Origin of the sequence: Brevundimonas subvibrioides ATCC 15264 (assembly GCF_000144605.1) — a bacterium.
Taxonomy (GTDB): domain Bacteria; phylum Pseudomonadota; class Alphaproteobacteria; order Caulobacterales; family Caulobacteraceae; genus Brevundimonas; species Brevundimonas subvibrioides.
In genome coordinates this window covers 2,451,969-2,475,038 of the sequence record NC_014375.1, presented here as the reverse complement: position 1 = coordinate 2,475,038, position 23,070 = coordinate 2,451,969, and the positions used below count along the sequence as shown (strand labels likewise).

The following is a 23,070-nucleotide window of genomic DNA, read 5'->3' as shown; positions in this document are numbered from 1 at the left end:
ATGGCGGGACATGGGGCATCCGGTCGCGACGACAAGGGGTGTGTCAGGAATAAATTCCTGATCAGCTCCGCGTGCGGTCGTAGACGCTGAACTCGTGGGCGATGCTGCGGTCGATCAGGGTGCGCCACACGGGCTCGGCGATGGCGGGCGACAGGTGGTGGGCCTCGGCGCTTGCGAGGACCTTGGCGACCACGTCCTCGATCCGCGCGTCGTCGTGGACGGCGCCGCGGTCCGGCTTGATGCGGGCGGCGGCGTCCATGTAGCGCTGACGCTCGGCCAGCAGGGCGACGAGGGCACGGTCCAGGGCGTCGACGCCCTGACGGACCTCGACCATCGACCGGCAGGCGGCCGGGTCGACGCGGGCATCGACGGCGACGATCTGAGGGTGATGCAGCCCGTCAGCCGACAAAGGCGCGCTCCAGAACATAGTCGCCGGGCTCTGCGTTCGAGCCCTCCTTCAGGCCGAAGCCTTCGAGCAGTTCGGCGGTTTCCTTGATCATGGCCATGGAGCCGCACAGCATCACGCGGTCGCGATCCGGCGAGAACCCGGCGGGCAGGCCCAGATCGGCGAAGATCGCGCCGGACTTGATGCGGTCCGTGATCCGGCCGGGCGTATCGAAGGCCTCGCGGGTCACGGTGGGATAATAGGTCAGCTGCGCGGCCGCCTCTTCGCCGATCAGGGGATCCTCATGGATGCCGGAGGTGAAGAAGTCGCGGTAGGCCAGGTCGGCGACGTTGCGGACCGTATGGCAGACGATGACGCGGCCGAAGCGGGCGTATGTGTCGGGATCCCGCGCGACGCTGAGCCAGGGCGCGAGGCCCGTGCCCGTGCCGATCAGCCACAGCGTCTGGCCGCCGGTCAGGGCGTCGAGCACCAAGGTGCCGGTCGGCTTCTTGCCCATCAGAACGGTGTCGCCGGGCTGGATCTTCACCAGCCGCGAGGTCAGGGGGCCGTCCGGGACGGCGATGGACAGGAACTCCAGCTCCTCGTCCCAGCAGGGACTGGCGATGGAATAGGCGCGCAGGATCGGCTTGCCGCCGTCCTCGCCCGGCAGGCCGATCATCACGAACTCGCCGGAACGGAAGCGAAAGTCGTCGGGGCGGGCGATGCGGAAGCTGAACAGGCCGTCGGTCCAGCGCTGGACGGACAGCACCTCCAGCTCATGGAAGGCCGAGGGCTTCGGCGGCGGCGGGGCGAGGGCGGTGTCGGTCATCGGGGTTTGTATTAAGCGGATGGGGCGGATCGGGAAAGACGGCGCGACATCTTCCCTCTCCCAGAGGGAGAGGGCTTGAGCGCCCGGGAGCCGTCAGGCGATCGGACTTTGCGCGAAAGGGTGAGGGGGTACGGTGCGAACCGGTGAGAGCATAACCCCTCACCCTTTCGGCCAAGGCGCATCGCTGCGCTCTGCGGGCCTCAAGCCCTCTCCCTCTGGGAGAGGGAAGGGGGAGTGACGGCGGCAAAATCATTCTCTAGCGTCCGCGCCCATGCGCACAGTCCTTCTTGTCTCCGCCCTCGCCCTGATCGCCGGATCGGCGCTCGCTCAAACGCCGGATCCTGCCGTGCTGACGCCGGAGCGGGTGTTCTCCAACCCCGGCCTGAACGGCCCGGTGGCCCAGGGCGTCAGCCTGTCGCCCGACGGGGAACTGGTCGCCTTCCTCAGGGCGCGGCCGGACGACGTCTCGGTGCTGGACCTGTGGGCCGCGCCGACGGGGGCGGGCGAGCCGTTCAAGCTGATCGACGCGCGGGCGCTGGTGCCCGACGCGGGCGAGCTGTCGGAGGCCGAGAAGGCCCGGCGCGAGCGGATGCGGATCAGCCAACGCGGCGTGGTCGAATATTCGTGGGACGAGCAGGGTCGCTACATCCTCGCGCCGCTGGAAGGCGACATCTTCCTGGCCAGCCGGGAAGGGGGCCAGATCCGCCGGCTGACCGAGACTTCGGCCGACGAGATCGACGCCAAGGTCAGCCCCCGAGGCAACTATGTCTCCTTCGTGCGCGACCAGGACCTGTTCGTCGTCAATCTGGCGACGGGGGACGAGACGCCCCTGACGACGGAAGGCGAGGGCCTGATCACCTGGGCCACCGCCGAGTTCATCGCCCAGGAGGAGATGGATCGCGACACCGGATACTGGTGGAGCCCGGACGAGCGTTTCATCGCCGTGCAGCGGACCGATGAGTCGACCGTGGACATCGTGCCCCGGCTGGACATCACCGGCGGCGGGGCCAGCGTGGTCGAGCAGCGCTATCCCCGCGCCGGCCGGCCCAATGCGGTGGTGGAACTGTATGTTCAGGACGTGACGGCGGCCCGGCGGGTCAAGGTCGATCTGGGCGACAACACCGACATCTATCTGGCGCGCGTGAACTGGTCGCAGGACGGTCGCACGCTTTACGTCCAGCGCCAGAGCCGGGACCAGAAGCGTCTGGACCTGCTGAGCGTCGATCCGACGACCGGGGCGTCGCGCGTGATCGCCAGCCAGACGTCGCGGGCCTGGGTCGAGCTGACCGACGACTTCAAGCCCCTGAAGGACGGGGGCTTCATCTGGTCGGACGAGAGCACCGGCTGGCGGCACCTGTATCTGTACAATGCGGCAGGCCAGAAGGTGCGGGCCCTGACCGAGGGCGACTGGCCGGTCCAGACGCTGGACGGCGTCAACGAGGACACCGGTCAGGTCTTCTTCTCCGCCTCGATGCGTGACGGCGCCGAGGCCCCGCTGGAGCGGCGGCTGTTCACCGTGGCCCTGACGGGCGGCGCGCCGGTCGCGGTGACCGAAACGAGCGGATCGTTCAACCTGAACGACACGGCCACGGCCTATGTGACCACCTATTCCGACGTCGACACGCCGCCGCAGACCGCGCTGTACCGCGCCGACGGGACGTTCGTGCGCTGGATCGAGGAGAACAAACTCGACGAGACCCATCCCTTCTGGCCCTACCGCGAGCGGCGGATGGACCCGGAGTTCGGGACGCTGGAGAGCCACGGCGAGACCCTGCAGTGGATGATGACCAAGCCCTATGGCTTCGATCCCACCAAGACCTATCCGGTCATCATGCAGGTGTACGGCGGGCCGTCGGCGGGCGGCGTGCGCGCGGGCTGGCAGTCGGCGACCAATCAACTGTTGACCGAAGCCGGCTATATCGTCTTCCGCCTCGACAACCGGGGCGAGGGCTATCGCTCGGCCCGATTCAAGCAGGCGCTGCATCTGAAGATGGGGCAGCCGGAGATCGAGGATCAGGTCCTGGCGGCCAACTATCTGAGAACGTTGCCCTATGTGGACGACGCGCGGATCGGGATGATGGGCTGGTCCTATGGCGGGTTCATGAGCCTGATGGCCCTGACCGAGCCGGACATGGGACTGGCGGCCGCGGCCGTCGGAGCCCCGCCGACCGAGTGGAGCCTGTACGACACCCACTACACCGAGCGGTTCATGTCGACGCCGGAAGCCAATGCCGAAGGCTATGCCGCCTCGGACGCCATCCCGCGCCTGGACAACCTGACCGGCCGGATGCTGCTGATGCACGGGATGGCGGATGACAATGTGATCCTGGAGAACTCGACCCGGGTCATCGACGCGCTTCAGGCCAAGTCCATTCCGTTCGAGCTGATGCTGTATCCGGGCCAGCGCCACGGGGTGCGGGGCAATGAGCGCCAGCTGCAGCAGTGGCGGACGTATCTGGACTTCTTCGACCGGACGATCGGGTCGCGGTCGGCCCGCTAGTCCTTTCCCCCGTGCATCCCGGCGCAGGCCGGGATGCAGATCCAGACCGGATGTTTGACGCCATGACGATGTCCCTCTTCGGCCAGCACCGGGCCCGCGATCTGGACCCCGGCCTTCGCCGGGGTGCACGGAAGGGGGTGAGCGTCGTGACCGTGCTGGCGGCCCTGATCTCGGGCGGCGTCGCCCAGGCCCAGTCGCAGCCCGAGGGATACGGCTTGCAGTGGGCGCAGCGGGATCGCGAGACGATCAACAGCGTCGTGGCCTGGGTCGAGGACGCGGGCGAAACCAATTGGACCTCGGCCGATGGCATCACCGGCCTGCCCATCCTGCTGAAGGACAACATCGAAACGCGCGATATGCCGACCACGGCCGGGTCTCTGGCGCTGCTCGACAACGCCCCCGGGCGGGACGCGCCGCTGGTCGCCCGCCTGCGCGCGGCCGGGGCCGTGATCCTCGGCAAGACCAATCTGTCGGAATGGGCCAACATCCGCTCGTCGGCCTCCGTCTCCGGATGGAGCGGGGTCGGGGGACAGACACGCAATCCGCACGTGCTGGATCGCAACACCTGCGGCTCGTCGTCGGGCAGCGGCGCGGCGGTGGCGGCGGGGCTGGCGCCGGCGGCCATCGGGACGGAGACGGACGGGTCGATCGTATGTCCGGCGGCCATCAACGGCATCGTCGGCTTCAAGCCCACGGTCGGGATGGTGTCGCGGACCCATATCGTGCCGATCAGCCATTCGCAGGACACCGCCGGGCCGATGACCCGCTCGGTCGAGGACGCGGCCATCGTGCTGTCGGTCATCGCGGGGACCGACCCGGCCGACCCCGCGACGGCTGAGGCGGATGCGCGCAAGGTCGATTTCCGGGCGGCGCTGGACGCCGGCTCGCTGCGCGGGACCCGGATCGGGGTGGCGCGGTTCCTGACGGGCTATTCAGCCGGGACGGACCGGGTGTTCGAAGAGAACCTGCAGGCGCTGCGCGACGCGGGCGCGGTGCTGGTCGAGATCACCGAAGGGCCCGACATGGAGGCCATCGGGGCGGCCGAGACGACGGTGCTGCACTATGAGCTGAAGGCTGACCTGAACGCCTATCTGGCCTCGACCGACGCCGGCCAGGTGAAGACGCGGACGCTGGCCGACGTCATCGCCTTCAACGCGGCAACGCCGCGCGAGATGGGGCTGTTCGGGCAGGAGACGTTCGTGCTGGCCGAGGCGACGACGGGGCTGGAGACGCCCGAATACATCGCCGCGCGCGAGACCTCGCTGCGGCTGGCGGGCGTCGAGGGCATCGACCGGATGCTGGCCGAGAACAATGTGGTCGCCCTGGTCGCGCCGACGGTGGGGCCGGCCTGGTCGATCGACGCGGTCAACGGCGACCACTATCTGGGCGCGGCCTCAACCCTGCCGGCGGTGGCGGGCTATCCACACCTGACCGTGCCGATGGGCTTCGTTCAGGGCCTGCCGGTCGGGATCAGCTTTATCGGGACGAAGTGGGACGACGCGCGGATCCTGTCGCTGGGCTATGCCTATGAGCAGGCGACCCGGGCGATCCGGCCACCGACCTTCGCGCGGTCGGCCGACGACCTGCCGGACCTGGCGCCGCTGCTGGCCCCCCACGTCCGCTAAGTCGGGACGGCGACCCAGGAACCTTCGCCAAGCGGTACAGTTGGGACGCCATGGAAAGACTGTTCATCCGGTTCGCCACCCTGACCGCCAAGATCGCGGGCAAGCCGTGGACCTTCATCGCCTGTCTGATGATCGTGCTGCTCTGGGCGGTGACCGGGCCGATCTTCGGCTTCAGCGAGACCTGGCAGCTGGTCATCAACACCGGCACGACCATCATCACCTTCCTGATGGTGTTCCTGATCCAGAACACCCAGAACCGCGACGGGGCGGCCATGCAGGCCAAGCTGGACGAGCTGGTCTATGCGGTGAAGCGGGCCGATGCGCGGTTCATCGGCATCGAGCATCTGACCGAGCGCGAGCTGGACAAGATCCTGGAGGAGGTCGAGCACCGGGCCCAGGAAGTCCATGCCGGCAAGCCCGCGCGGGCCATCAAGGGCCGGCCCGCCGTCCGGGCCGAGGACGTGGAGGCGGCCCAGCCGAGGGCGGCGACCCCCGCCGCCGAACGCAAGCCCGCCGCCCGCGCGCGTCGCAAGGCCTCGACATGAGCGACTGGATCGCCACCGCCTTCGGCACCGCCGCGGCCCTGTGCTCGATCACCAGCTTCGCGCCGCAGATGATCAAGATCTGGAAGGAGCGGGACGCCTCGTCGGTGTCGCTGCGGACCTATGCGCTGACGGTGACCTGTTTCATCCTGTGGGTGGTCTATGGCGTCCTGACCGAGGCCTGGCCGGTGACGATCGCCAATGCCTGCGCCCTGCTGATGGCCGCGGGTGTGCTGGGCATGAAGTGGCGGTTCCGGGACGGGGATCCGGAAGCGGCCGGGCGCTAGCCCGCCAGGCTGTTCAGCCAGTCCTCGAGGTTCGTGTACCCGTCGCCGTCGCGGTCGGCCGCGCCGTCGGCGACGCGCGCGTCGTGGCCGTGGTCGGCCTCCCAGTCGTCGGGCATGCCGTCGCCGTCCGTGTCGATCCAGGGGGTGCCGGGGGCGAGGTCGGGCCAGCCGCCGACGTCGGTCTGGCTGTTGATGATGCGGCCCGTGCCGGCGGCCACGCCCGCGACCACGCGGGTGTCGACGGCGTCGCGGACCCGGGAGGCTCCGGCGGAGGCGAGGACAGACGCCCAGGCCTGTTCGGCGGTTTCGGTGGCGGGGGTGGCCCAGTCGGGCAGGGCGGCCAACCGGTAGCCGGGGGTGTCGTCGCCGGTGACGGGCGCCCAGGGATCGGAAGGGACGACGCCGCCGATGCTGTTGGCGTCGAACCAGGCGTGGGCGGCGGTGCTCTCTTCCTCGAAGATGACCGCCCCGGTCGAGTCCGGGCCCCGGCGGTAGGCGTTGGCGACGAAGGCATAGGTCGAGACGGTCGCCGGGTCCCTGTCGGAGTTGTAGCCCGCGTGGCCCTGGCCCCAGTTGTAGAAGACGTTGTTGGTGAACTCGAACCGGGGGCCGACGGGGTCGACGTCGGGGGTCAGATAGTTGCCGGGGCGGGGCATGCGCGCCCGGTGGCTGGCCCACAGGTTGTGGTGGAAGGTGAAGTGAGCCCCGCGATTGCCGCGCACCAGCGAGCCGTAGCCGTGGTCGCCCTTGGAATGGGCCGACAGGTTCAGGCTCTCGGCGATGATCGACCACTGGACGGTGACGGCGTCGATCACGCGGTCCCGGCTGCCGATCGAAAGGGTCTCGTCCACCGACCAGGAGGCCGAGACGTGGTCGAGGATGATGCGACTGCCCCGGTCGATGGTGACGGCGTCGGTCTCGACCCGGTCGGCGTCGCCGAGGCGTGAACGGATATAGCGGACGACGACGTCGTCGGCCGAGATCAGCAGCGGCTGGCCGCGCAGGGTGATGCCGCCGCCCGGCGCGGTCTGGCCCGCGAGGGTGAGGCGCGGCTCGCGGATGCGCAGGGGCGTCAGCAGGTGGATGGTGCCGCCGATGTCGAAGACGACCGTGCGCGGGCCCTCGGTCTCCACCGCGGCGCGCAGGCTGCCGGGTCCCGAATCGTCGAGATTGGTGACGCGCACGACTATCCCGCCGCGCCCACCCAGCGATACCCGACCCGCGCCTTCAGCGCCGGGAAAGGCCACGACGCCGGCGTCTTCCGGCAGCGGGGAGGGACGTGCGTGGGCGCAGGCGGCCATGCCCGACACGGCGGCGATGCCCAGACCGGCCGACAGGATACGGCTTGCAAGAATGTGCATCATGGGGTTAGGCTCGCATTGATACCGGTGTCACGACGCGTTTCGCGCGCAAATGATACCGGTGTCAATCGCGCTGGCAAGACAGTGGCGACATCAAAAGACAGACCGGCGAAAGCGTCGGCGACCACATTGACCTTGGGAGGAGGCATTATGTTTTACGCACCTGGAGGGCGCACGCGCGCCTATCGAAACGGCCTCGTGGCCGGCACTTCGGCCCTGGCCATCGCCCTGACGCTGAGCGTCGGCGCGGCCTCGGCCCAGACGGCCCCGGCCCAGGATGAGGAGACCCAGGTCGACGAGATCGTCGTCACCGGGTTCCGCGCCAGTCTGGACGCCGCCCTCGGGATCAAGCGCCGCGAGGCGGGCGTGGTCGACGTCATCGTCGCCGAGGACATCGCCGACTTCCCCGACCTGAACCTGGCCGAATCCATCCAGCGGATCCCGGGCGTCTCGCTGGACCGCGACGCCGGCGAGGGCCGCTCCCTGACGGTGCGGGGCCTGAGCTCGGACTTCACCCGCACGCGCATCAACGGCATGGAGGCCCAGGCCACCACCGGCGGATCGGACTCCTCGGGCGGGGCCAACCGCGGGCGCGGCTTCGACTTCAACGTCTTCGCCTCCGAGCTGTTCAACTCGATCACGGTGCGCAAGACGGCCGCGGCAGAGACCGAAGAAGGCTCGCTGGGCGCCACCATCGACCTGCAGGCGGTGCGTCCGTTCGACTACGACGAGGGCTTCACCTTCGCGGCGTCGGCACAGGGCGGTTACAACGATCTGTCCGAAACGACCAACCCGCGCGCGGCCGTTCTGCTGTCCAACATCTGGGGTGACGGCCGGTTCGGGGCGCTGATCTCGGCCGCCTATTCCGAGCGCGACCTGTGGGAGGAGGGCTTCAGCTCGGTCCGCTGGGCCCCGGCCGCGGCCCCCGGTTCGACCAACTCGGGCGGCTTCTGCAGCCCGGTCGGCGTCACGCCCCAGAACCCCGGCAACAGCACCGCCAACGGCTCGTCCGCCGCGAACTGCGCCGTCGGCGTCGCGCGCCCGGCCAATACGGCGTCCAACGTCGCCGCCTACAACACGGCCAACCAGGCCAACGTCTTCATTCCGCGCCTGCCGCGCTACGGCCGGCTGACCCACCACCAGGAACGCCTGGGCGTCACGGGGGCCTTCCAGTTCAAGCCGGACGACGCGACGGTGCTGAGCCTGGATGTCCTGTATTCCAAGCTGGACTCCACCCGTCAGGAAGACTTCCTGGAGTCGCTGTCGTTCAGCCGGAACGCCGCCGCCGGCGGCCAGACCCAGATCGCCGTGCGCGAGGCTGCGGTCGAGAACGGGGCCCTGGTCTATGGCGTGTTCGACAACGTCGACGTCCGCTCGGAGCAGCGGTTCGACGAGCTGACGACCGAATTCACCCAGGTGAACTTCACCGCCGAACACGACTTCTCGGACACGGTGCGCGGCAAGTTCTTCATCGGTCGCGCGCTGTCGGAATACACCAACCCGGTGCAGACGACGGTCACGCTCGATCGCCAGAACATCCAGGGCTACAGCTTCGACTTCCGGGGCAACCCGAACACGCCGACCCTCAACTACGGGTTCGACGTCGCCAGCCCGGCCAACTGGCAATGGCGGGACGTCACGCTGGGCACGACCCTGGCGACCCTGCCGCGCTCCGAAATCCGGCTGCGCCCCAATGGCGTGACGACCACCTTCGAATCCATCAGCGGCGATCTGGAGTGGGATGTCCGCGACTGGCTGACGCTGAAGGTCGGGGTCAACGGCAAGTCGTTCCAGTCGGATTCCTATGAGTTCCGGCGCACGGACGAGACCCTCGTTCCCGCCCTGCCGGCGGGCACGACCGTGGCGAACATTTCCAACGTCCTGACCGGGTTCGGCAACGATCTCGGCGGCACGGGCAATGCGACGTCCTGGCTGCGTCCGGACCTGAACGCGCTGGCCAGCCTGTTCAACATCTACTGCAACTGCAACACCGGGGTGGCGGGCGGGGACTTCACCCTGACCGGCGTGACCAACGGCAATGCGCGCGGCGGCAACCGGACGATCCGGGAAGACGATTTCGCCTACTATGCGCAGGCGGACTTCAACACCGAGTTGATGGGGGTCCCGTTCCGGGGCAACTTCGGCGTCCGTCAGGTGCGGACCGAGCTGGATGCCCGGGGCTTCTCCTCCACCGGGGGCGGGACGCGGGTCAGCGGCACCAACACCTATGAGGACACGCTGCCCTCCCTGAACCTGGCGATCGAGCCGGCGCAGGACCTGATCGTGCGCTTCGCGGCGGCCAAGGTCATGGCGCGGCCGCAGATCGGCAACACCCTGGCCGGGACCAACTATCTGGTGCCGACCACGTCGCTGTCGACCGCGACCAACTTCACCGCCAGCATCGGCAACGTCGATCTGGAGCCCTTCCGCGCCAAGACCTACGACCTGAGCGTGGAATGGTACTTCACGGACGAAGCGCTGATTTCGTTCGCCTATTTCTACAAGGACATCGACACCTACATCCAGATCATCCGCCAGGACCTGCCCTATACGGCCCTGACGGCGCTGAACCCGACGGCGTTCGATCCCGCGTTCTGCACCACCACCTGCTCGGGTTCGACCGTGTTCCAGCTGACCAGCGCGGTGAACACCGAAGGCGGGCCGCTGAAGGGCTTCGAGATCAGCTACCAGCAGCCGTTCACCTTCCTGCCGGGCTTCCTGCAGTATCTGGGCGTGCAGGCGAACTACACCCACGTCGAGAGCGAGATCGACTATTGCAACGACGCGGTGTGCTCGACCTTCGTCACCAACGACCTGATCAACCTGTCGCCGGCCGCCTACAACGGCACGCTGTACTATGACGACGACCGCTTCTCGGCGCGGATCTCGGCGGCCTATCGCGACGAATATCTGCAGAACGTTCCGGGGCGGAACGGCAATCTGGTCGAGGGCAAGATCGAGACGCTCAACATCGACGTGTCGTCCTCGTTCAAGCTGACCGATCAGATCACCCTGACGTTCGAAGGTCTGAACCTGACCGACGAGGACAATCACCAGTACGTCGGCGACGACAATCGCCAGTCGACCTCGGTCTACAACCATACGGGTCGCCAGTACTATTTCGGGGCGCGCTACGCCTTCTAGACGGATCGTTCTCTCCTGAACGTATGCCTGGGCCGGGGACGAGCGATCGTCTCCGGCCTCTTTTTTGGCCTGTGTTCAGGGCTGGGCCGGTACCGTCGGGGCAGACGCGGCGTCTTCCATCAGAGGCACCGAGACGACGCGGCGCAAGGTGGCGCCGGGACGTCCGTCGAGACCGGCCATGACGATATCGAGGCCGATGGCGGTGATGCCCTGCGACACGGTCGAGGGCGGCGTCGTCGGGCCGGGCGGGGCGAGCGGGGCGGGCGTGGCGGTCACAGGCTGGGGCCAGGTGTCCAGCCAGTCGCCGCGCCGACGATGGAAGGTCCAGCGCACGGAGGCGACGTTCTCTAGCAGGATCTGGGTCCGGGACCCGGACGCGCCGGACAGGGTGCGGGTCAGGCGATCGCCGGTCAGGTCGTACTGAACGTTGACGACGCCGCCCGACAGGTCGGTCTTCTGCAGCGACAGGGCCGCTCCGGAACCGCCCAGGGAGTTGGCGACCTGGTCGAGGTCGGTGGAGATCACCAGCATGGCGCGCTGGATCTCGGCGAGGCGCGACAGCCGGGTCTCGGTCGCGCCCTGGGTGCGCAGGACGCCGTCCAGCAGGGTGAAACCGGCGATGCCGATCAGGGCGAAGAGCGCCATGGCGATCAGCACCTCGACGAGGGTGAAACCCTGGCGCGACCGTGCCCGCTTCGTGCTAAGCGGCGACGAACGCCGGAGAACGCCCCATGATGAAGGTCTGGAGAACACGCGATGGCGATGACGGCCGGGCAGGGGGCGCATTTCAGTTCGAGCGCCTGACGGTCCGGGTCACCCGCTGGCGCGTGGTGCTGGCCGGCGTGGCGGTCGGGGCATATGCGCTGGGCCTGATCGCCATGGCCCCGTCCGAGATCGTCGTGGCGCGATCCTCGAACGGCGAGCGGCAGGCGGTGGGCACGGTCTGGGCCGGCGAACGCGCCCTGCCCGGCGGGTTCGGCGCGGGATGGACGCTGATGCCCTTCGCCTCGATCCTGCATCTGTCGGCGGCCGAGCGGATCACATTGCGCGGACCGGAGACCGAGGCCTCGACGCAGGTTCTGGTGCGGCCGGGCCGCGTTCTGATCCGCGATCTGGAGGGGACGATGTCGATGCGGATGCTGAACGCCGTGGCTCCGGGTCTGCCCTTCGCCTGTTCGCCCGTCATGCGGCTGGAGGTCGAAAGCCTAGCGCTGAAGGGGGCACCGGCCGGTGCCGGCCGGATCCTCAGCGGGCCGGGCGAGTGCGCGGCGACGGGTGGCGCGGCGACGCCGATCGCCGCCCTGACCGGGACGGTGAGCGCGGAAGAGGGCGCATCGAACGTGGTCTTCACGCGGGCGGGCGGGACCGAGCCGGTACTCAGGGCGCGGGTCCAGGCGGACGGCACGCTGACGGCCTCGGTCGAGCCGGGCGGGGTCGGACTTCTGCCGGGGATCGGCGCGCCCATGTCGATCGACACGACGCTGTAGCGGCTCCGGATCACAGCCCGGCGAGGTTGTTGAGGTTCACGATCGGCATCAGGATGGCCAATACCATCAGCAGCACGATGCCGCCCATCACCAGCAGGACGCCGGGTTCGACCAGCGACACCAGGGCCTGGACCAGGCTGTCCAGCTCCTGCTCCAGATCCTGCGCCGCGCGTTCCAGACCGTGGCCCAGCTTGCCCGACTGTTCGCCCGCGGCGACGATGGCCAGCAGCAGGGGCGGAAAGACATCAGCCTCCGCCATGGCCCGACGCAGGGAGGCCCCTTCGCGCACCCGGGCGGCGACCAGGAAGGCGCGCTCGCGGGCGTAGCGGTTGGGGGTGACGGCGGCCGAGGCCTGCAGCGCCTCCACCAGTGGCACGTCGGAGCGGACGAGAGTCGCCAGCGAGCCCGCGAACCGCGCCGCGTTCAGATGCTGGACGAAGCTGCGGAAGGGCGGGGTCTTCAGCAGGAATTCGGCGAAGCGGCGGCTGTTGGCCGGGACGGCGAGCCAGCGGTTCCAGGCGAGACCGGCCACGGCGAGGGCGATCAGCACATAGAGGCCGAAGGCCTGGACGAAGGCCGACAGGGCGATCAGGGCGCGGGTCAGGAAGGGCAGCTCGGCCCCGCGCGAGACGAACACCTTCACGATGTCGGGCACCACATAGACCATCATCAGGGTGATCATCAGCAGCGACACGACCGCCAGCAGGGCGGGGTAGAGCAGGGCCAGCTGGACCTTGCGGCGGGCCTTCTCCTGATTGCCGACGAACTCGGTCAGGTGGGCCAGGACGGTCGCCAGCTTGCCTGACTGTTCGCCCGCCGCGATCGAGGCGCGGTAGAATTCGGGGAAGACCTTGGGATGGCGGGCCAGGGCCGAGGCGAAGCTGCGGCCCTCCAGGATGGCGGCGCGGACGTCGGTCAGCACCACGCCGATCGGCTGGCCCTCGGTCTGCTGGGCGGCGATGCGCAGCGCCTCCTCGATGCGGATGTCCGAACCGATCAGGGTCGAGAGCTGGCGGGTGACGGCTGACAGGGTCTTTGAACTGATGCCCCGCTGGAAGATGACGATGCCCTTGGACAGGTCCGTCTTGCGGCGTTCCCCGGCCAGGGCGACCCCCGTGGGCAGAAGGCCCCGGTCGCGAACCAGCTGGCGCGCGCCGACATCCGAGGCGGCCTCGATCGTGCCCCTGTGGGCCTTGCCCTCGGCATCGACCGCCTGGAAGGCATAGACCGGCATCAGACGTCTTCCCGGACCACGCGGGCGACTTCCTGGACCGAGGTCTCGCCGTCGAGGGCCTTGGCGGCGCCGTCCTCAAGCAGGCCGGGACCGCGCTGGCGGGCCAGACGGATCAGATCGGCCTCGGCCGCGCCGTCATGGATGGCCTGCTGCATCTCGCCGTCGATCTCGATGACCTCATAGACGCCCAGCCGACCCTTGTAGCCCTCGCCCCGGCATTCGGGGCAGCCGACGGGGCGGAAGATGCGGGCGCCGACCGGGACCACGCCGCCGGTCATCTCGCTGTCGGCCTGGGTGGCCTCGGAGGGGGCCTTGCAGTGGGGGCAGAGGCGGCGGACCAGACGCTGGGCGATCAGGCCCGACAGCATGGGGGCCAGCAGATAGCGTTCGACGCCCATGTCGATCAGCCGGGTGACGCTGCCGACGGCCGTATTGGTGTGCAGGGTCGACAGCATCAGGTGACCGGTCATGGAGGCGCGGACGGCGACCTCGGCGGTCTCGTGGTCCCGGATCTCGCCGACCATGATGACGTCGGGGTCCTGGCGCAGGATGGCGCGGAGGCCCCGGGCGAAGGTGAGGTCGATGCGGGCGTTGACCTGCATCTGGCCGATGCCATCCAGCGCGTATTCGATCGGATCCTCGACCGTCATGATGTTGCGGCGGCGGTCGTTCAGGCGGGTCAGGGCCGAATAGAGGGTGGTGGTCTTGCCCGAGCCGGTCGGGCCGGTGACCAGGATCACCCCGTGCGGACGGGTGATCATCCGCTCGAAGGTGTCGAGGTCGCGGTCGCTCATGCCCAGCTGGGCGAGATCCAGACTGGTCGAGCCGCGGTCGAGCAGGCGCAGCACCACCCGCTCGCCGTGCTGGGACGGGATGGTCGAGACGCGGACGTCGACGTCCAGACCGCCGATGCGCAGGGTGACGCGGCCGTCGTGGGGGACGCGCTTCTCGGCGATGTCGAGGCGGGCCATGACCTTGATGCGGCTGACCAGCAGGGGAGCCAGGGCGCGGGCGGGCTCGAGCACCTCGCGCAGGACGCCGTCGATGCGGAAGCGCACGATCAGCCGCTTTTCCTCGGCCTCGATATGGATGTCGGAGGCGCCGTCGCGGATGGCCTGGAGCAGGAGGGCGTTGATCAGGCGCACCACGGGGGCGTCGTCCCGGCTGTCGAGCAGATCGTCGACGGCGGCGGCGTCCTCGGCCAGGGCGGCCAGATCGTCCTCCGAGGCGGCATAGTCGGCCGCGGGGGCGGCCTCGCTGCCGGTCTGTTCGCGCAGGACGGCGTCGAAGCGGTCGTCGTCCACGGCCTCGAAGGCGATGTCCCCACCGTTGACGCGGCGGACCTCCAGCAGGGTCTCGAGCGTGGCGCTGCGGCGGTGCAGGCAGACGGGCCGATCGCCGCCCCGCAGGATCATGGCTCCGCGCCGCCGGGCGAAGCCGTAGGCGAGGGTGGCGGGGGCGGCGGCGGTGTCTTCGGCGAGGCTCATGGCTGGACGCGCACAGATACGTTGACGACGCCCGGCTGGCTGCCCCGGTCGATGCGGACGGACGACAGGGTGGCCCCCGAGGCTTCGAGACCGGCGAGCCACGGCACGACGCTGTCGTAGCGGGCCTCGGTCACCGTCACCGTGGCGGCGTCGCCGTCGGGCGTCACGCTGGCGGGGATGATGCCGAAGGTGGCGGCCTGGGCGGGGATGGCGGTTTCCAGCGGGCCGGACAGGCCGGCGGCGGTGGCCCCGACGGGCCCCGCGGTGCGGACCCGGACCATGACGGTTTCATAGGCGGCGATGCGGCCGATGGCGGTGGCGCGGGCGTCCAGCAGGGGCTGCAGGATCCCCAGCCACAGGACGGCGACGGTCAGGAAGCCGCCCAGCACGGCGAGCAGCACCTGCTCGCGGCGGGACCGGCCGGCGTACCAGGCGGTGGCGGCGTCGAGCGCGGGCGAGGCGCGATTCGGGAGGACGGGGGCCTTCATCCGGCGGCTCCCGTCGTGACCTTCAGGGTCGCGTTCAGGCCGTTGGTGGCGGACGAGGCGTCGACGCCGGACGGCGCGCCGCTGGCGGTCAGGCCCGAGGCGGTCAGCGCCTGGACCGCGCGGTCCAGGGTGGCGGCGTCGGAGACCACCACGCCCATGTCGAGGCTGCCGGGGGCGTAGGTGGCGCTGTTGAAGGCCACGGCCCCGGCCCCGGGCAGGGCACCGGACGTCTGGGCCAGCAGGCGGGTGAAGGGCCGGACGCCGGACCCCGCGCCGGGCACGATGCGGTCGGCGGCGGCGACGATGTCCTCGTCGGGGGTGGTCGCGGGCGCGACGGCCTGCAGAACGGTGCGCGCTTCGGCCTCCTTCCGGTCGGCCATGCGGTCGAGCAGGAAGGTGTCGAGGCCGAGCAGGGCGATGTGGGCGACGACGCCGACGCCGGCGACGAGCGCCAGGGTCCGGAGGGCCGAGGCCGACGTCGCGCGGGTGGCGGCATAGGGGCCCTGGCGAAGGTCCAGGGGCGGCAGGACGACGACCGGTTCGCCCATGGTTCCGAGGTGGAGGGTCTCCGACCCGACCGCCTCGGCGAAGGTGGCGGGCAGGGCGTCGCCGAGCGGAATCAGGCGCGGCCGACCGGCGGCGGTCCAGGCCCCGTCCAGGGCCGACAGGGGCAGGGCGAAGCCGGCCCCGGTGTCGGTCCGCACGAGGCAGCGCCCGCCCTCGACACGGACGACCCAGACGCCCTGGGGCGGCATCGGCAGGGTCAGGGCGTCCGGCATCAGGATGGCGGGGTCGAGGTCGGCCTCGGTCAGCAGGGCGATCCAGCCCTGTATCCGGGCGTGGCGGACGACGCCGGCGATATGGCGGCGCGGCGCGACCTCGGTGCCGAGCGCGAAATGCAGGGTCGCCAGCGGTTCGGCGACGGCGTCTTCCAGCGCGAACGGCAGGGCGGACAGGCGCTGGGCTCGGGTGGCGAAGGGCAGGTCGACGGCGACGGTCAGGACGTCTTCGGACGGCACCAGAACCGTGGTGGGTCCGGAATAAGTTCTGTCCACTGCCAAGATTCTGTCATCGACAATGCGCCATAAGCCTCGACTCGGAAGGTTCGAACGGACGGGTCGACCGAGCATCGGGGGAACTCTGTAGAATGGCGTGGCTGCAAGGCGCACCCCGGTCTATAGCAGCCAAAAACCGCCTGTCGCCACTGCCTGCGCTTAAGAGAAAAAGTGTCATGATGACTTTGCCGAAGCGTCACAATACAGCCCGCCGAGCCCGCTCGCATCGCGCTGGACTGACGCTGGTCGAGATGATCGTGGTGCTGGCCATCATCGCGGTCGTGGCCGTCCTGATCGTGCCCAATGTGATCGGCCGCCCGGACCAGGCGCGTGTGACCGTGGCCAAGACGGACCTGAAGACGATCGCCACGGCCCTGCGGGTCTACCGGCTCGACAACGGCGACTATCCGACCACGGATCAAGGGCTGCAGGCGCTGGTGACGCGCCCGACCGCGCCGCCCGAGCCGCTGTCCTACGCGGCCGACGGCTACCTGCCGGAGGTCCCGACCGATCCCTGGGGCAAGGCCTACATCTATCGAAGCCCGGGCACGGGCGGTGCCTATGACCTGCTGTCCTACGGCAAGGACGGCAAGGAGGGCGGCGAGGCCCTCGACGCCGACCTGAGCGACAAGACGCGCTGATGAGCCGTGTCGGGGGACACATCGGGCGTGCACGCAAGACGCACCGGTCGGGGATGACGCTGGTCGAGATCCTGGTCGTGCTGGCCATCGTCGGCGTGATGGCGGGCGTGGTCACGCTGGGCGTGGGCCTGGGGGACCGGGGGCTGGGCGTCGAGAGCGAGGCCAACCGGCTCGCCGACCGGCTGCGGCTGGCGTCCGACGAGGTGCTGACGACGCGGCGGCCGCTGCAGCTCGCCTTCGATGCGGAAGGCTATGGATTCGTGCGGGACGAGGGCCAGGCGGACCGGGTCGTCGACGCCCTGGCCGAGCGGCACGCGCTGCCGGACGGCGTCCGGATGATCGGTCTGGGCGTAACTTCGCCCGTGACGATCGATCCCGATGGAGCCCAGCCCGTGGCGGCGTTCGGCCTGGCCAAGGGCGACCGGCGCTGGCGTGTGGAATTCGACGGACTGAACGCGGTGGCGACGCCGGTGGCGGCGGACGCGGCGGCATGAGACGGGACGGCTATTCCCTGATGGAGGCGCTGGTGGCGCTGTTCATCCTGGCCATCGCGACCGTGGGCCTGACCCGGGCGACCCAGAGCCATGTGGACGGCGTGCGCGGGCTGGAACAGCGGGTCGTCGCCCAGTGGGTGGCCGAGAACCGTCTGGTCGAGCTGAATCTGGAAGGCACCGCGGTATCGCCCGACGTGTCCACGGTGCGGATGATGGATCGCGACTGGGCGGTGCGCGTGGCGCGCCGGGCCACGGACGATCCCGATCTGGTGGCGGTCGACGTCGCGGTGGGGCCCGCCGGCACGTCGCAGGACATGGTGCGGCTGTCCGGCTTCGTGGATCGCCTGTCGGGACTGGCGTCATGAGCCCCGAACGCAGGGACGAGATCGCGCTGAGGGTCGTCAGTGTCGTGGTCGTGGGATCGCTGGCCATGGCCCTGGCCGGCCTGACCTGGCGGCTGACCGGCTGGGACGACGGGCGATCCGAGGTGGCCGTGGCCGAGACCCTGCCGCCCCTGGGGGCACAGGCGGGCGGGGCGGACAACGACGTCGCGCGGATCGTCGGCCTGGCCCCGTTCGGGGGCGGCGCGACCCTCGTCGGCGGCCTGCCGGCCTCCAGCCTGGGGCTGGTGCTGAAGGGCGTCCTGATGGCGTTCCCGCCCGGCGCCTCGACGGCCCTGATCGCGCTCGGGGACGGACCGGCGGCCATCTATGGCGTCGGCCAGTCGCCTACCGGGAATGCCGTGATCGAGGCCATCGGCGTCGACCATGTGATCCTGAAGGTCGGGGAGACCCGCGAACGTCTGGACTTCCCCGTGGCGGTCCTGGCCGCGCCGGTGGAGGGGGCTCCGGCGCCCGGGGCCGGGATCACGGTCGCGCCAGTCGGCCCGACCCCGCTGTCGCCCCAGGCCCAGGCCGTGCTGGCCAGTGCGTCGCCGATCGCATCAGCCGCGGCGGCAGCCAGTGCCGCTGCGCCGCGCGCGCCCGCCGCCAGCGCGCCTGCGCCCAATGTGGGCCAGACCGCCGCCGCGCTGGGGGCCACGGCCAGCGCCCAGGGCTACCGCATCGGCGCCAATCCCTCGGCCGAACTGCGCCGGTTCGGTCTGCAGCCCGGCGACGTGATCGAGACCCTGAACGGCCAGCCCGTCGGCGATGCCGCCAACGACCAGACGCTGATCAACCGCGCGCGCGAGGCCGGTCAGGCGAGCGTCGTCGTCGTCCGCGGCGGTCGTCGCCTGACCCTCAACTTTCCCCTTCGCTAGGAGCCCGGCGTGACCAAGTTACTCCGCCTGTCCACCACGAGCTTCCTGGCCCTGACCATGGTCGCCGGACCCGTGGCCCCCGTCTCGATGGCCGCCACGACGGGGGGGCAGACCGGCGCGCCGCCGCCGGTCGCCATGCAGGACGTGGTCATCAACATGCGCGGGGCGGACATCAAGGATGTCGCCGAACAGGTGTCGCGCATCACCGGCCGGACCCTGGTTCTTGACCCCCAGGTCCAGGGTCAGGTCAATGTCGTCTCGGCCGAGCCCCTGAGCCGCAACGGGGTGTGGGAACTGTTCCTGTCGGTCCTGCGGACCTCGGGCTTCGCCGCCGTGCGCAGCGGCAACGTCTGGCGCATCGTGCCCCAGGCCACGGTGGTGCAGAGCGGGGCGTCCGAGACGGGCGCGGCCGTGTCGAACCAGCAGATCATCACCCGGCTGATCCGCCTGCGAAACCTGCCCAGCGACCAGGCGGTCCGGGCGCTGCGACCGCTGGTCTCGTCGTTCGGGGCGATCGAGCCGATCACCGAGCCGAACGGCGTGGTCGTCACCGACTATGCCGAGAACATCCGGCGCGTTCAGCAGCTGGCCTCCACGCTGGACAGCGGCGGCGGGTCCAGCTTCGAGAGCATCGCCCTGCGCTACGCCAATGCGGGCGAGGTGGCCACGTCGGTCGGGGCCCTGCTGGGATCGGATGCCGGCGGGCCGCGCGTGACGGCGGACGAGCGGTCCAATGTGCTGCTGATCCGCGGCGATGCGGCGGATCTGGCCCAGGCCCGGTCGATCGTGGCCGCGCTGGATACGCCGGGCGGAGCCACGCCCGTGACGCGGGTCGTGCGCCTGAGAAACTCCGACGCGGAATCCATCACCGAGATCGTGCGCGGCCTGCTGGGCGGCGAGCCGTCGGCGACCAATCCGGTCGCCCGCTCGCTGCGTCAGGATACCGGGCTGGCGAGCCTGAGCGCCAACAACCGCGATGTCGCGGCACAGGCGGCCAGCGCGATCTCGTCGTCGGGCGAGGGCGCGGCCACGTCGCTGCCGTCGTCCGCGCCGAGGAGCCCCGCCGCCAGCTTCACCCTGGAAGGGGTCACGGTCCAGGCCTCGCCCGAGCTGAACGCCGTGGTCATGCGCGGCCCGCCGGCGACCGTGGAGATGCTGCAGGACCTGATCAGCCAGCTGGACCTGCGCCGCGCCCAGGTGAAGATCGAGGTCGCCATCGTCGAGATCACCGGCGAGCTGGGCGAGCAGATCGGCGTGCAACTGGGCCTCGGCGGGGCGGTGCCGGACGACGGCGTGATCGGCGGGACCAGTTTCTCGAACGGCGGGTCCGACCTGGGAACCGTGCTCAGTGCGCTCGGCTATCCGGCGGGGCGCCTGCTGGGACAGGGGCTGTCGCTGGCGGCGGGCTCCGAAGGCGAGTTCGGCCTGCTGCTGCAGGCGCTCGGCACCAACAGCGCGGCGAATCTGTTGTCGTCGCCCAGCGTGACCGTGCTGGACAACCAGCCGGCCGAGATCGTGGTCGGCCAGAACGTGCCGTTCCGGACCGGCAGTTTCGCCACCGACGGCAACTCGACCAATCCCTTCACCACCATCAGCCGCGAGGACGTCGGCCTGACGCTGCGGGTCATTCCGCGCGTGCATGAGGGCGACGTGGTCAAGCTGGACGTCAGCCAGGAGGTGTCGTCACTGGTGACGACCAACATCACCGGGGCGGCCGATCTGATCACCAACCGGCGCAGCATCCAGACCTCGGTCCTGGCCAACGACGGCGAGACGATCGTGCTGGGCGGACTGGTCACCGATGACCGGATGTCGAACAACAGCCGCGTGCCGGGCCTGAGCAGCCTGCCGGTGGTGGGCAACGCCTTCCGCTCGCGCCGGGACAGCCAGACACGCCGGACGCTGTTCATTTTCCTGAAGCCGACGATCCTGCGCACCGACGACGACGTCGCGGCCTCGGCGCGCGAAAGCTTCGACCGGCTGCGGGCCAACGAGCCCGTGCGGATCGACCCGACCCGGCCGCCGCCAATCGCCCGCGATCCCCGGCTGCCGCCCGAGGTCGACGACGTCTTCTAGCGGTCGGCCCGCGTTTCGAAGCGGGGAATGACCAGGTCCGGATCGCCCTCGCCGGCCTCGAGTCTCGGGGTGGGGGCTGATCGCTGGTCCGTCAGGCGAAGCAGGGGCGAGGCCAGTCGGGCCCGCGTCTCGGCGTGCCGATAGACGGTCTGGCCCCCGAACAGGGCTGCCCCGCCCGCGACGGCGCCGGCCGCGAACAGCAGGAGGGCGCCGAGGGCCCCATCCCACCAGCGGTCCCGGCCATAGACGGCGGCCGGCACCGGCTCGGCCACGACGCGGGCCGGTGCGACGGGGGCTGCGGGCGAGGGCAGGGTCATCAGGACGCCACCGCGCGCCATCAGCATCGGCACATTGGCGCGGGGAACGATGGCATAGGCCCCGGGGCCGGTCTGGATCAGGGCGATGTCCTGATCCAGCAGGGCGCTGCCGAAATCCTGCAGCAGGGCGGGGCCGGAATAGAGTCCGTCGGCGGAAAAGGTGACCACGCCCTCGGCCGCAGGGTCGACCGTCAGGTCGTAGCCGAGCGCCGATCCGATCACATCCTGCGCTGCCTCGGCGACGGGAGTGTCGGTGAAGCGGAAGACGTAGAACTGCACCGGTTCGGCGGCGGACGAGATCGGCGCGGGCATCACGGGCGCGGCGTACGTGGATGTTCCCGCCAGACAGGCCAGGCCGAACGCCGTGGCGGCGAGCGTGCGTCTCAGCATGGCGAGATTGGTCCCATGACCCCTCCTGACGCGGGAATGAGACAGGACGATGAAGGCGACGCCTTCGCATTTCGACCGGATCGGCTAAAGCTGTCGCGGTTCGCGGTCCCGGCCGCCTGTGGAGTGACACACGTGGTCCAGGTTCCCGGTGCCGCCAGACGCGCCGCCGCCTTTCGCCGGATGCGCGACGCCCGCTCCAGCGAGGTGGCGGAAGACTATGTCGAGCTGGTCGGCGACCTGATCGCGGAACATGGCTCGGCCCGCCTGACCGATCTGGCCGACTGTCTCGGCGTGGCCCCGGCCACGGCGGCCAAGGCCCTGCAGCGATTGCAGCGCGATGGACTGGTCGAAACGCGACCCTATCGCTCCATTTCCCTCACCGAGGCGGGCGAGGCCATGGCGTCAGCGTCGCGCGAACGCCACCGGATCGTGCACGAGTTCCTGACGGCGCTCGGCGTCAGCGGCGAGACGGCCGAGGCTGACGCCGAGGGCATCGAGCACCATGTCAGCCCCGAAACCCTGTCCCTGTTCGAAAAGATGACCGAGCGGCTGCGCAAGGGCGGTTGATGTCCATGCCTGTGCCGGTCCGGCCCGGGTCCCGCGCCGCCGGGCCTATTTGACGAAGGTGCTCGCCAGGATCGCGCCGGTGTCGGGGTCGAGCCGCACCCGCAGGCCCTGCCAGGTGTCGGCGAAGACGCCGGTCGCGTCGTGGTCCAGCGAAACGTAGGCGTCCGGCCCGTCGGTCCCGGGCGGTTTGGCGGTCCAGCGGCGACGGCGGTCGGGCTGACGCCGCACGATCGTGCCCCGGTCGGCGGCATGGGCCGCGAAGGCGTAGAGCACCAGTTGATCGCCGCCGGGCAGATCGATGACGACCGCTTCCTCGGGACGGCTCATGGCAGGGGCATGGGGTCGGAGAAGCTGTCGGGCGGGATCAGCTCCAGCAGCTGCACCTGCCGGCCCCCGCCGGGCTGGTCGAAGGCAGGGGCGGCGGTGCCGACCTTCATCAGGGTGCCGGCCGGGACCGTGACCACGGAATAGAACTCGGCGGTATTCTGGGGCGGCAGGGCGAGGCTCTCGCGGACGGACTGGCGCGAGGCCGGCGGGGTCGGCGACAGCCAGGACCCCAGCCGGTTCGCGCCGCCGCCATAGGCCCGGTAGAAGGTCATGACCCGGTCGGTGCGGATCTCCTCCACCGGCCCGATCCAGGCCTCGACCATGACCGAAGCGGTCGGTGGTGCGACGGTGGGGCCCACAGGCGTGGCACACGCCGCAAGTCCTAGCGTCAGGCTGATCGAGACCAGCATCAGCGGCCCGGTCAGCCAGCGTGACACCGCCGCCCGCCAGCCCTTTCGATCGTTCCCCCGCGCCATGATCCCCTCCGTCCCCACGGTGAAGCTACACCGCTTCGGCGGACGGGCAAGGGTGCGGCAAGCGGCCCTGTTCAGAACCCGGACGGTCGGGCTAGGG

Annotated in this window: 23 protein-coding genes; 12 read left to right on the top strand and 11 right to left on the bottom strand. The window is 70.1% G+C overall.

The window, feature by feature from the left end; genetic code table 11:
• Nucleotides 1-61 precede the first annotated feature (61 nt).
• A complete protein-coding gene (locus BRESU_RS12230) occupies nt 62-427 on the bottom strand; it encodes a chorismate mutase (RefSeq protein ID WP_050762505.1) in 366 nt (121 codons plus the stop codon).
• Entirely contained in the window at nt 399-1,214 is an 816-nt protein-coding gene (locus tag BRESU_RS12225) for a ferredoxin--NADP reductase (protein WP_013269869.1), read from the bottom strand. The genes BRESU_RS12230 and BRESU_RS12225 overlap by 29 nt, the downstream gene beginning before the upstream one ends.
• A gap of 271 nt (nt 1,215-1,485) precedes the next feature.
• Here BRESU_RS12225 and BRESU_RS12220 point away from each other — a divergent pair, with 271 nt between their 5' ends.
• The 4 genes from BRESU_RS12220 to BRESU_RS12205 all read left to right on the top strand — a co-directional run bounded on the left by BRESU_RS12220 (nt 1,486) and on the right by BRESU_RS12205 (nt 6,168).
• On the top strand, nt 1,486-3,714 hold the full coding sequence (locus BRESU_RS12220) for a S9 family peptidase (RefSeq protein WP_013269868.1): 2,229 nt from the start codon (nt 1,486-1,488) through the stop codon (nt 3,712-3,714).
• 62 nt (nt 3,715-3,776) lie between these two features.
• Complete coding sequence (locus BRESU_RS12215; RefSeq protein ID WP_013269867.1) at nt 3,777-5,339, top strand: amidase; 1,563 nt, start codon at nt 3,777-3,779, stop codon at nt 5,337-5,339.
• A 50-nt stretch (nt 5,340-5,389) separates the two neighbouring features.
• Nucleotides 5,390-5,884: a low affinity iron permease family protein gene (locus tag BRESU_RS12210; protein WP_013269866.1), complete on the top strand. Its 495-nt coding sequence runs from the start codon at nt 5,390-5,392 to the stop codon at nt 5,882-5,884.
• Nucleotides 5,881-6,168, top strand: a complete 288-nt coding sequence (locus BRESU_RS12205; RefSeq protein WP_013269865.1) for a SemiSWEET family sugar transporter — start codon at nt 5,881-5,883, stop codon at nt 6,166-6,168. Before BRESU_RS12210 ends, BRESU_RS12205 begins: the two co-directional genes overlap by 4 nt.
• Here the strand turns inward: BRESU_RS12205 and BRESU_RS12200 are convergent.
• A complete protein-coding gene (locus BRESU_RS12200; protein ID WP_013269864.1) occupies nt 6,165-7,532 on the bottom strand; it encodes a pectate lyase family protein in 1,368 nt (455 codons plus the stop codon). The genes BRESU_RS12205 and BRESU_RS12200 overlap by 4 nt on opposite strands.
• Nucleotides 7,533-7,679: 147 nt before the next feature.
• Between BRESU_RS12200 and BRESU_RS12195 the strand changes: the two genes are divergently transcribed.
• Nucleotides 7,680-10,673, top strand: a complete 2,994-nt coding sequence (locus tag BRESU_RS12195) for a TonB-dependent receptor (protein WP_013269863.1) — start codon at nt 7,680-7,682, stop codon at nt 10,671-10,673.
• Between the two features lie 75 nt (nt 10,674-10,748).
• On the opposite strand, the gene BRESU_RS17650 is transcribed toward BRESU_RS12195, so the two are convergent.
• Entirely contained in the window at nt 10,749-11,459 is a 711-nt protein-coding gene (locus tag BRESU_RS17650) for a prepilin-type N-terminal cleavage/methylation domain-containing protein (RefSeq protein ID WP_083777553.1), read from the bottom strand.
• Here BRESU_RS17650 and BRESU_RS12185 point away from each other — a divergent pair.
• On the top strand, nt 11,405-12,160 hold the full coding sequence (locus BRESU_RS12185; protein WP_013269861.1) for a hypothetical protein: 756 nt from the start codon (nt 11,405-11,407) through the stop codon (nt 12,158-12,160). The genes BRESU_RS17650 and BRESU_RS12185 overlap by 55 nt on opposite strands.
• A gap of 10 nt (nt 12,161-12,170) precedes the next feature.
• Here BRESU_RS12185 and BRESU_RS12180 read toward each other — a convergent pair whose 3' ends face one another.
• The 4 genes from BRESU_RS12180 to gspL are packed head-to-tail and all read right to left on the bottom strand — an operon-like array spanning nt 12,171 to nt 16,424.
• Nucleotides 12,171-13,394 carry a type II secretion system F family protein gene (locus tag BRESU_RS12180; protein WP_013269860.1) on the bottom strand — a complete coding sequence of 408 codons (1,224 nt, stop codon included), beginning with the start codon at nt 13,392-13,394 and terminating at the stop codon, nt 12,171-12,173.
• A complete protein-coding gene (gene gspE / locus BRESU_RS12175) occupies nt 13,394-14,881 on the bottom strand; it encodes a type II secretion system ATPase GspE (RefSeq protein ID WP_013269859.1) in 1,488 nt (495 codons plus the stop codon). The genes BRESU_RS12180 and gspE overlap by 1 nt, the downstream gene beginning before the upstream one ends.
• Entirely contained in the window at nt 14,878-15,369 is a 492-nt protein-coding gene (gene gspM / locus BRESU_RS12170) for a type II secretion system protein GspM (protein ID WP_013269858.1), read from the bottom strand. The genes gspE and gspM overlap by 4 nt, the downstream gene beginning before the upstream one ends.
• Nucleotides 15,366-16,424: a type II secretion system protein GspL gene (gspL, locus tag BRESU_RS12165; RefSeq protein ID WP_169308023.1), complete on the bottom strand. Its 1,059-nt coding sequence runs from the start codon at nt 16,422-16,424 to the stop codon at nt 15,366-15,368. The genes gspM and gspL overlap by 4 nt, the downstream gene beginning before the upstream one ends.
• A 176-nt stretch (nt 16,425-16,600) precedes the next feature.
• Between gspL and gspG the strand changes: the two genes are divergently transcribed.
• From gspG to gspD, 5 genes are read left to right on the top strand one after another with little or no spacing between them, the layout of a single operon-like run.
• Nucleotides 16,601-17,065, top strand: coding sequence for a type II secretion system major pseudopilin GspG (gene gspG / locus BRESU_RS12160; RefSeq protein WP_013269856.1), 465 nt, complete (start codon nt 16,601-16,603; stop codon nt 17,063-17,065).
• Nucleotides 17,065-17,559, top strand: a complete 495-nt coding sequence (locus BRESU_RS12155) for a GspH/FimT family pseudopilin (protein WP_013269855.1) — start codon at nt 17,065-17,067, stop codon at nt 17,557-17,559. Before gspG ends, BRESU_RS12155 begins: the two co-directional genes overlap by 1 nt.
• Nucleotides 17,556-17,924 carry a type II secretion system minor pseudopilin GspI gene (gspI, locus tag BRESU_RS12150; protein ID WP_013269854.1) on the top strand — a complete coding sequence of 123 codons (369 nt, stop codon included), beginning with the start codon at nt 17,556-17,558 and terminating at the stop codon, nt 17,922-17,924. Before BRESU_RS12155 ends, gspI begins: the two co-directional genes overlap by 4 nt.
• Complete coding sequence (locus BRESU_RS12145) at nt 17,921-18,820, top strand: type II secretion system protein N (protein WP_013269853.1); 900 nt, start codon at nt 17,921-17,923, stop codon at nt 18,818-18,820. The genes gspI and BRESU_RS12145 overlap by 4 nt, the downstream gene beginning before the upstream one ends.
• Nucleotides 18,821-18,829: 9 nt before the next feature.
• Entirely contained in the window at nt 18,830-20,896 is a 2,067-nt protein-coding gene (gene gspD, locus BRESU_RS12140) for a type II secretion system secretin GspD (protein WP_013269852.1), read from the top strand.
• On the opposite strand, the gene BRESU_RS12135 is transcribed toward gspD, so the two are convergent.
• Nucleotides 20,893-21,603: a hypothetical protein gene (locus BRESU_RS12135; RefSeq protein ID WP_013269851.1), complete on the bottom strand. Its 711-nt coding sequence runs from the start codon at nt 21,601-21,603 to the stop codon at nt 20,893-20,895. The two genes, gspD and BRESU_RS12135, sit on opposite strands and share 4 nt — an antisense overlap.
• A 132-nt stretch (nt 21,604-21,735) precedes the next feature.
• Here BRESU_RS12135 and mntR point away from each other — a divergent pair, with 132 nt between their 5' ends.
• Nucleotides 21,736-22,170, top strand: a complete 435-nt coding sequence (gene mntR, locus BRESU_RS12130; protein WP_041761589.1) for a manganese-binding transcriptional regulator MntR — start codon at nt 21,736-21,738, stop codon at nt 22,168-22,170.
• Nucleotides 22,171-22,215: 45 nt separating this feature from the next.
• Here the strand turns inward: mntR and BRESU_RS12125 are convergent, their stop codons facing one another.
• Together BRESU_RS12125 and BRESU_RS12120 are read right to left on the bottom strand one after the other, a co-directional pair.
• Entirely contained in the window at nt 22,216-22,497 is a 282-nt protein-coding gene (locus BRESU_RS12125) for a DUF7957 family protein (RefSeq protein WP_013269849.1), read from the bottom strand.
• Complete coding sequence (locus tag BRESU_RS12120) at nt 22,494-22,973, bottom strand: glycohydrolase toxin TNT-related protein (RefSeq protein WP_013269848.1); 480 nt, start codon at nt 22,971-22,973, stop codon at nt 22,494-22,496. Before BRESU_RS12120 ends, BRESU_RS12125 begins: the two co-directional genes overlap by 4 nt.
• Nucleotides 22,974-23,070 lie beyond the last annotated feature (97 nt).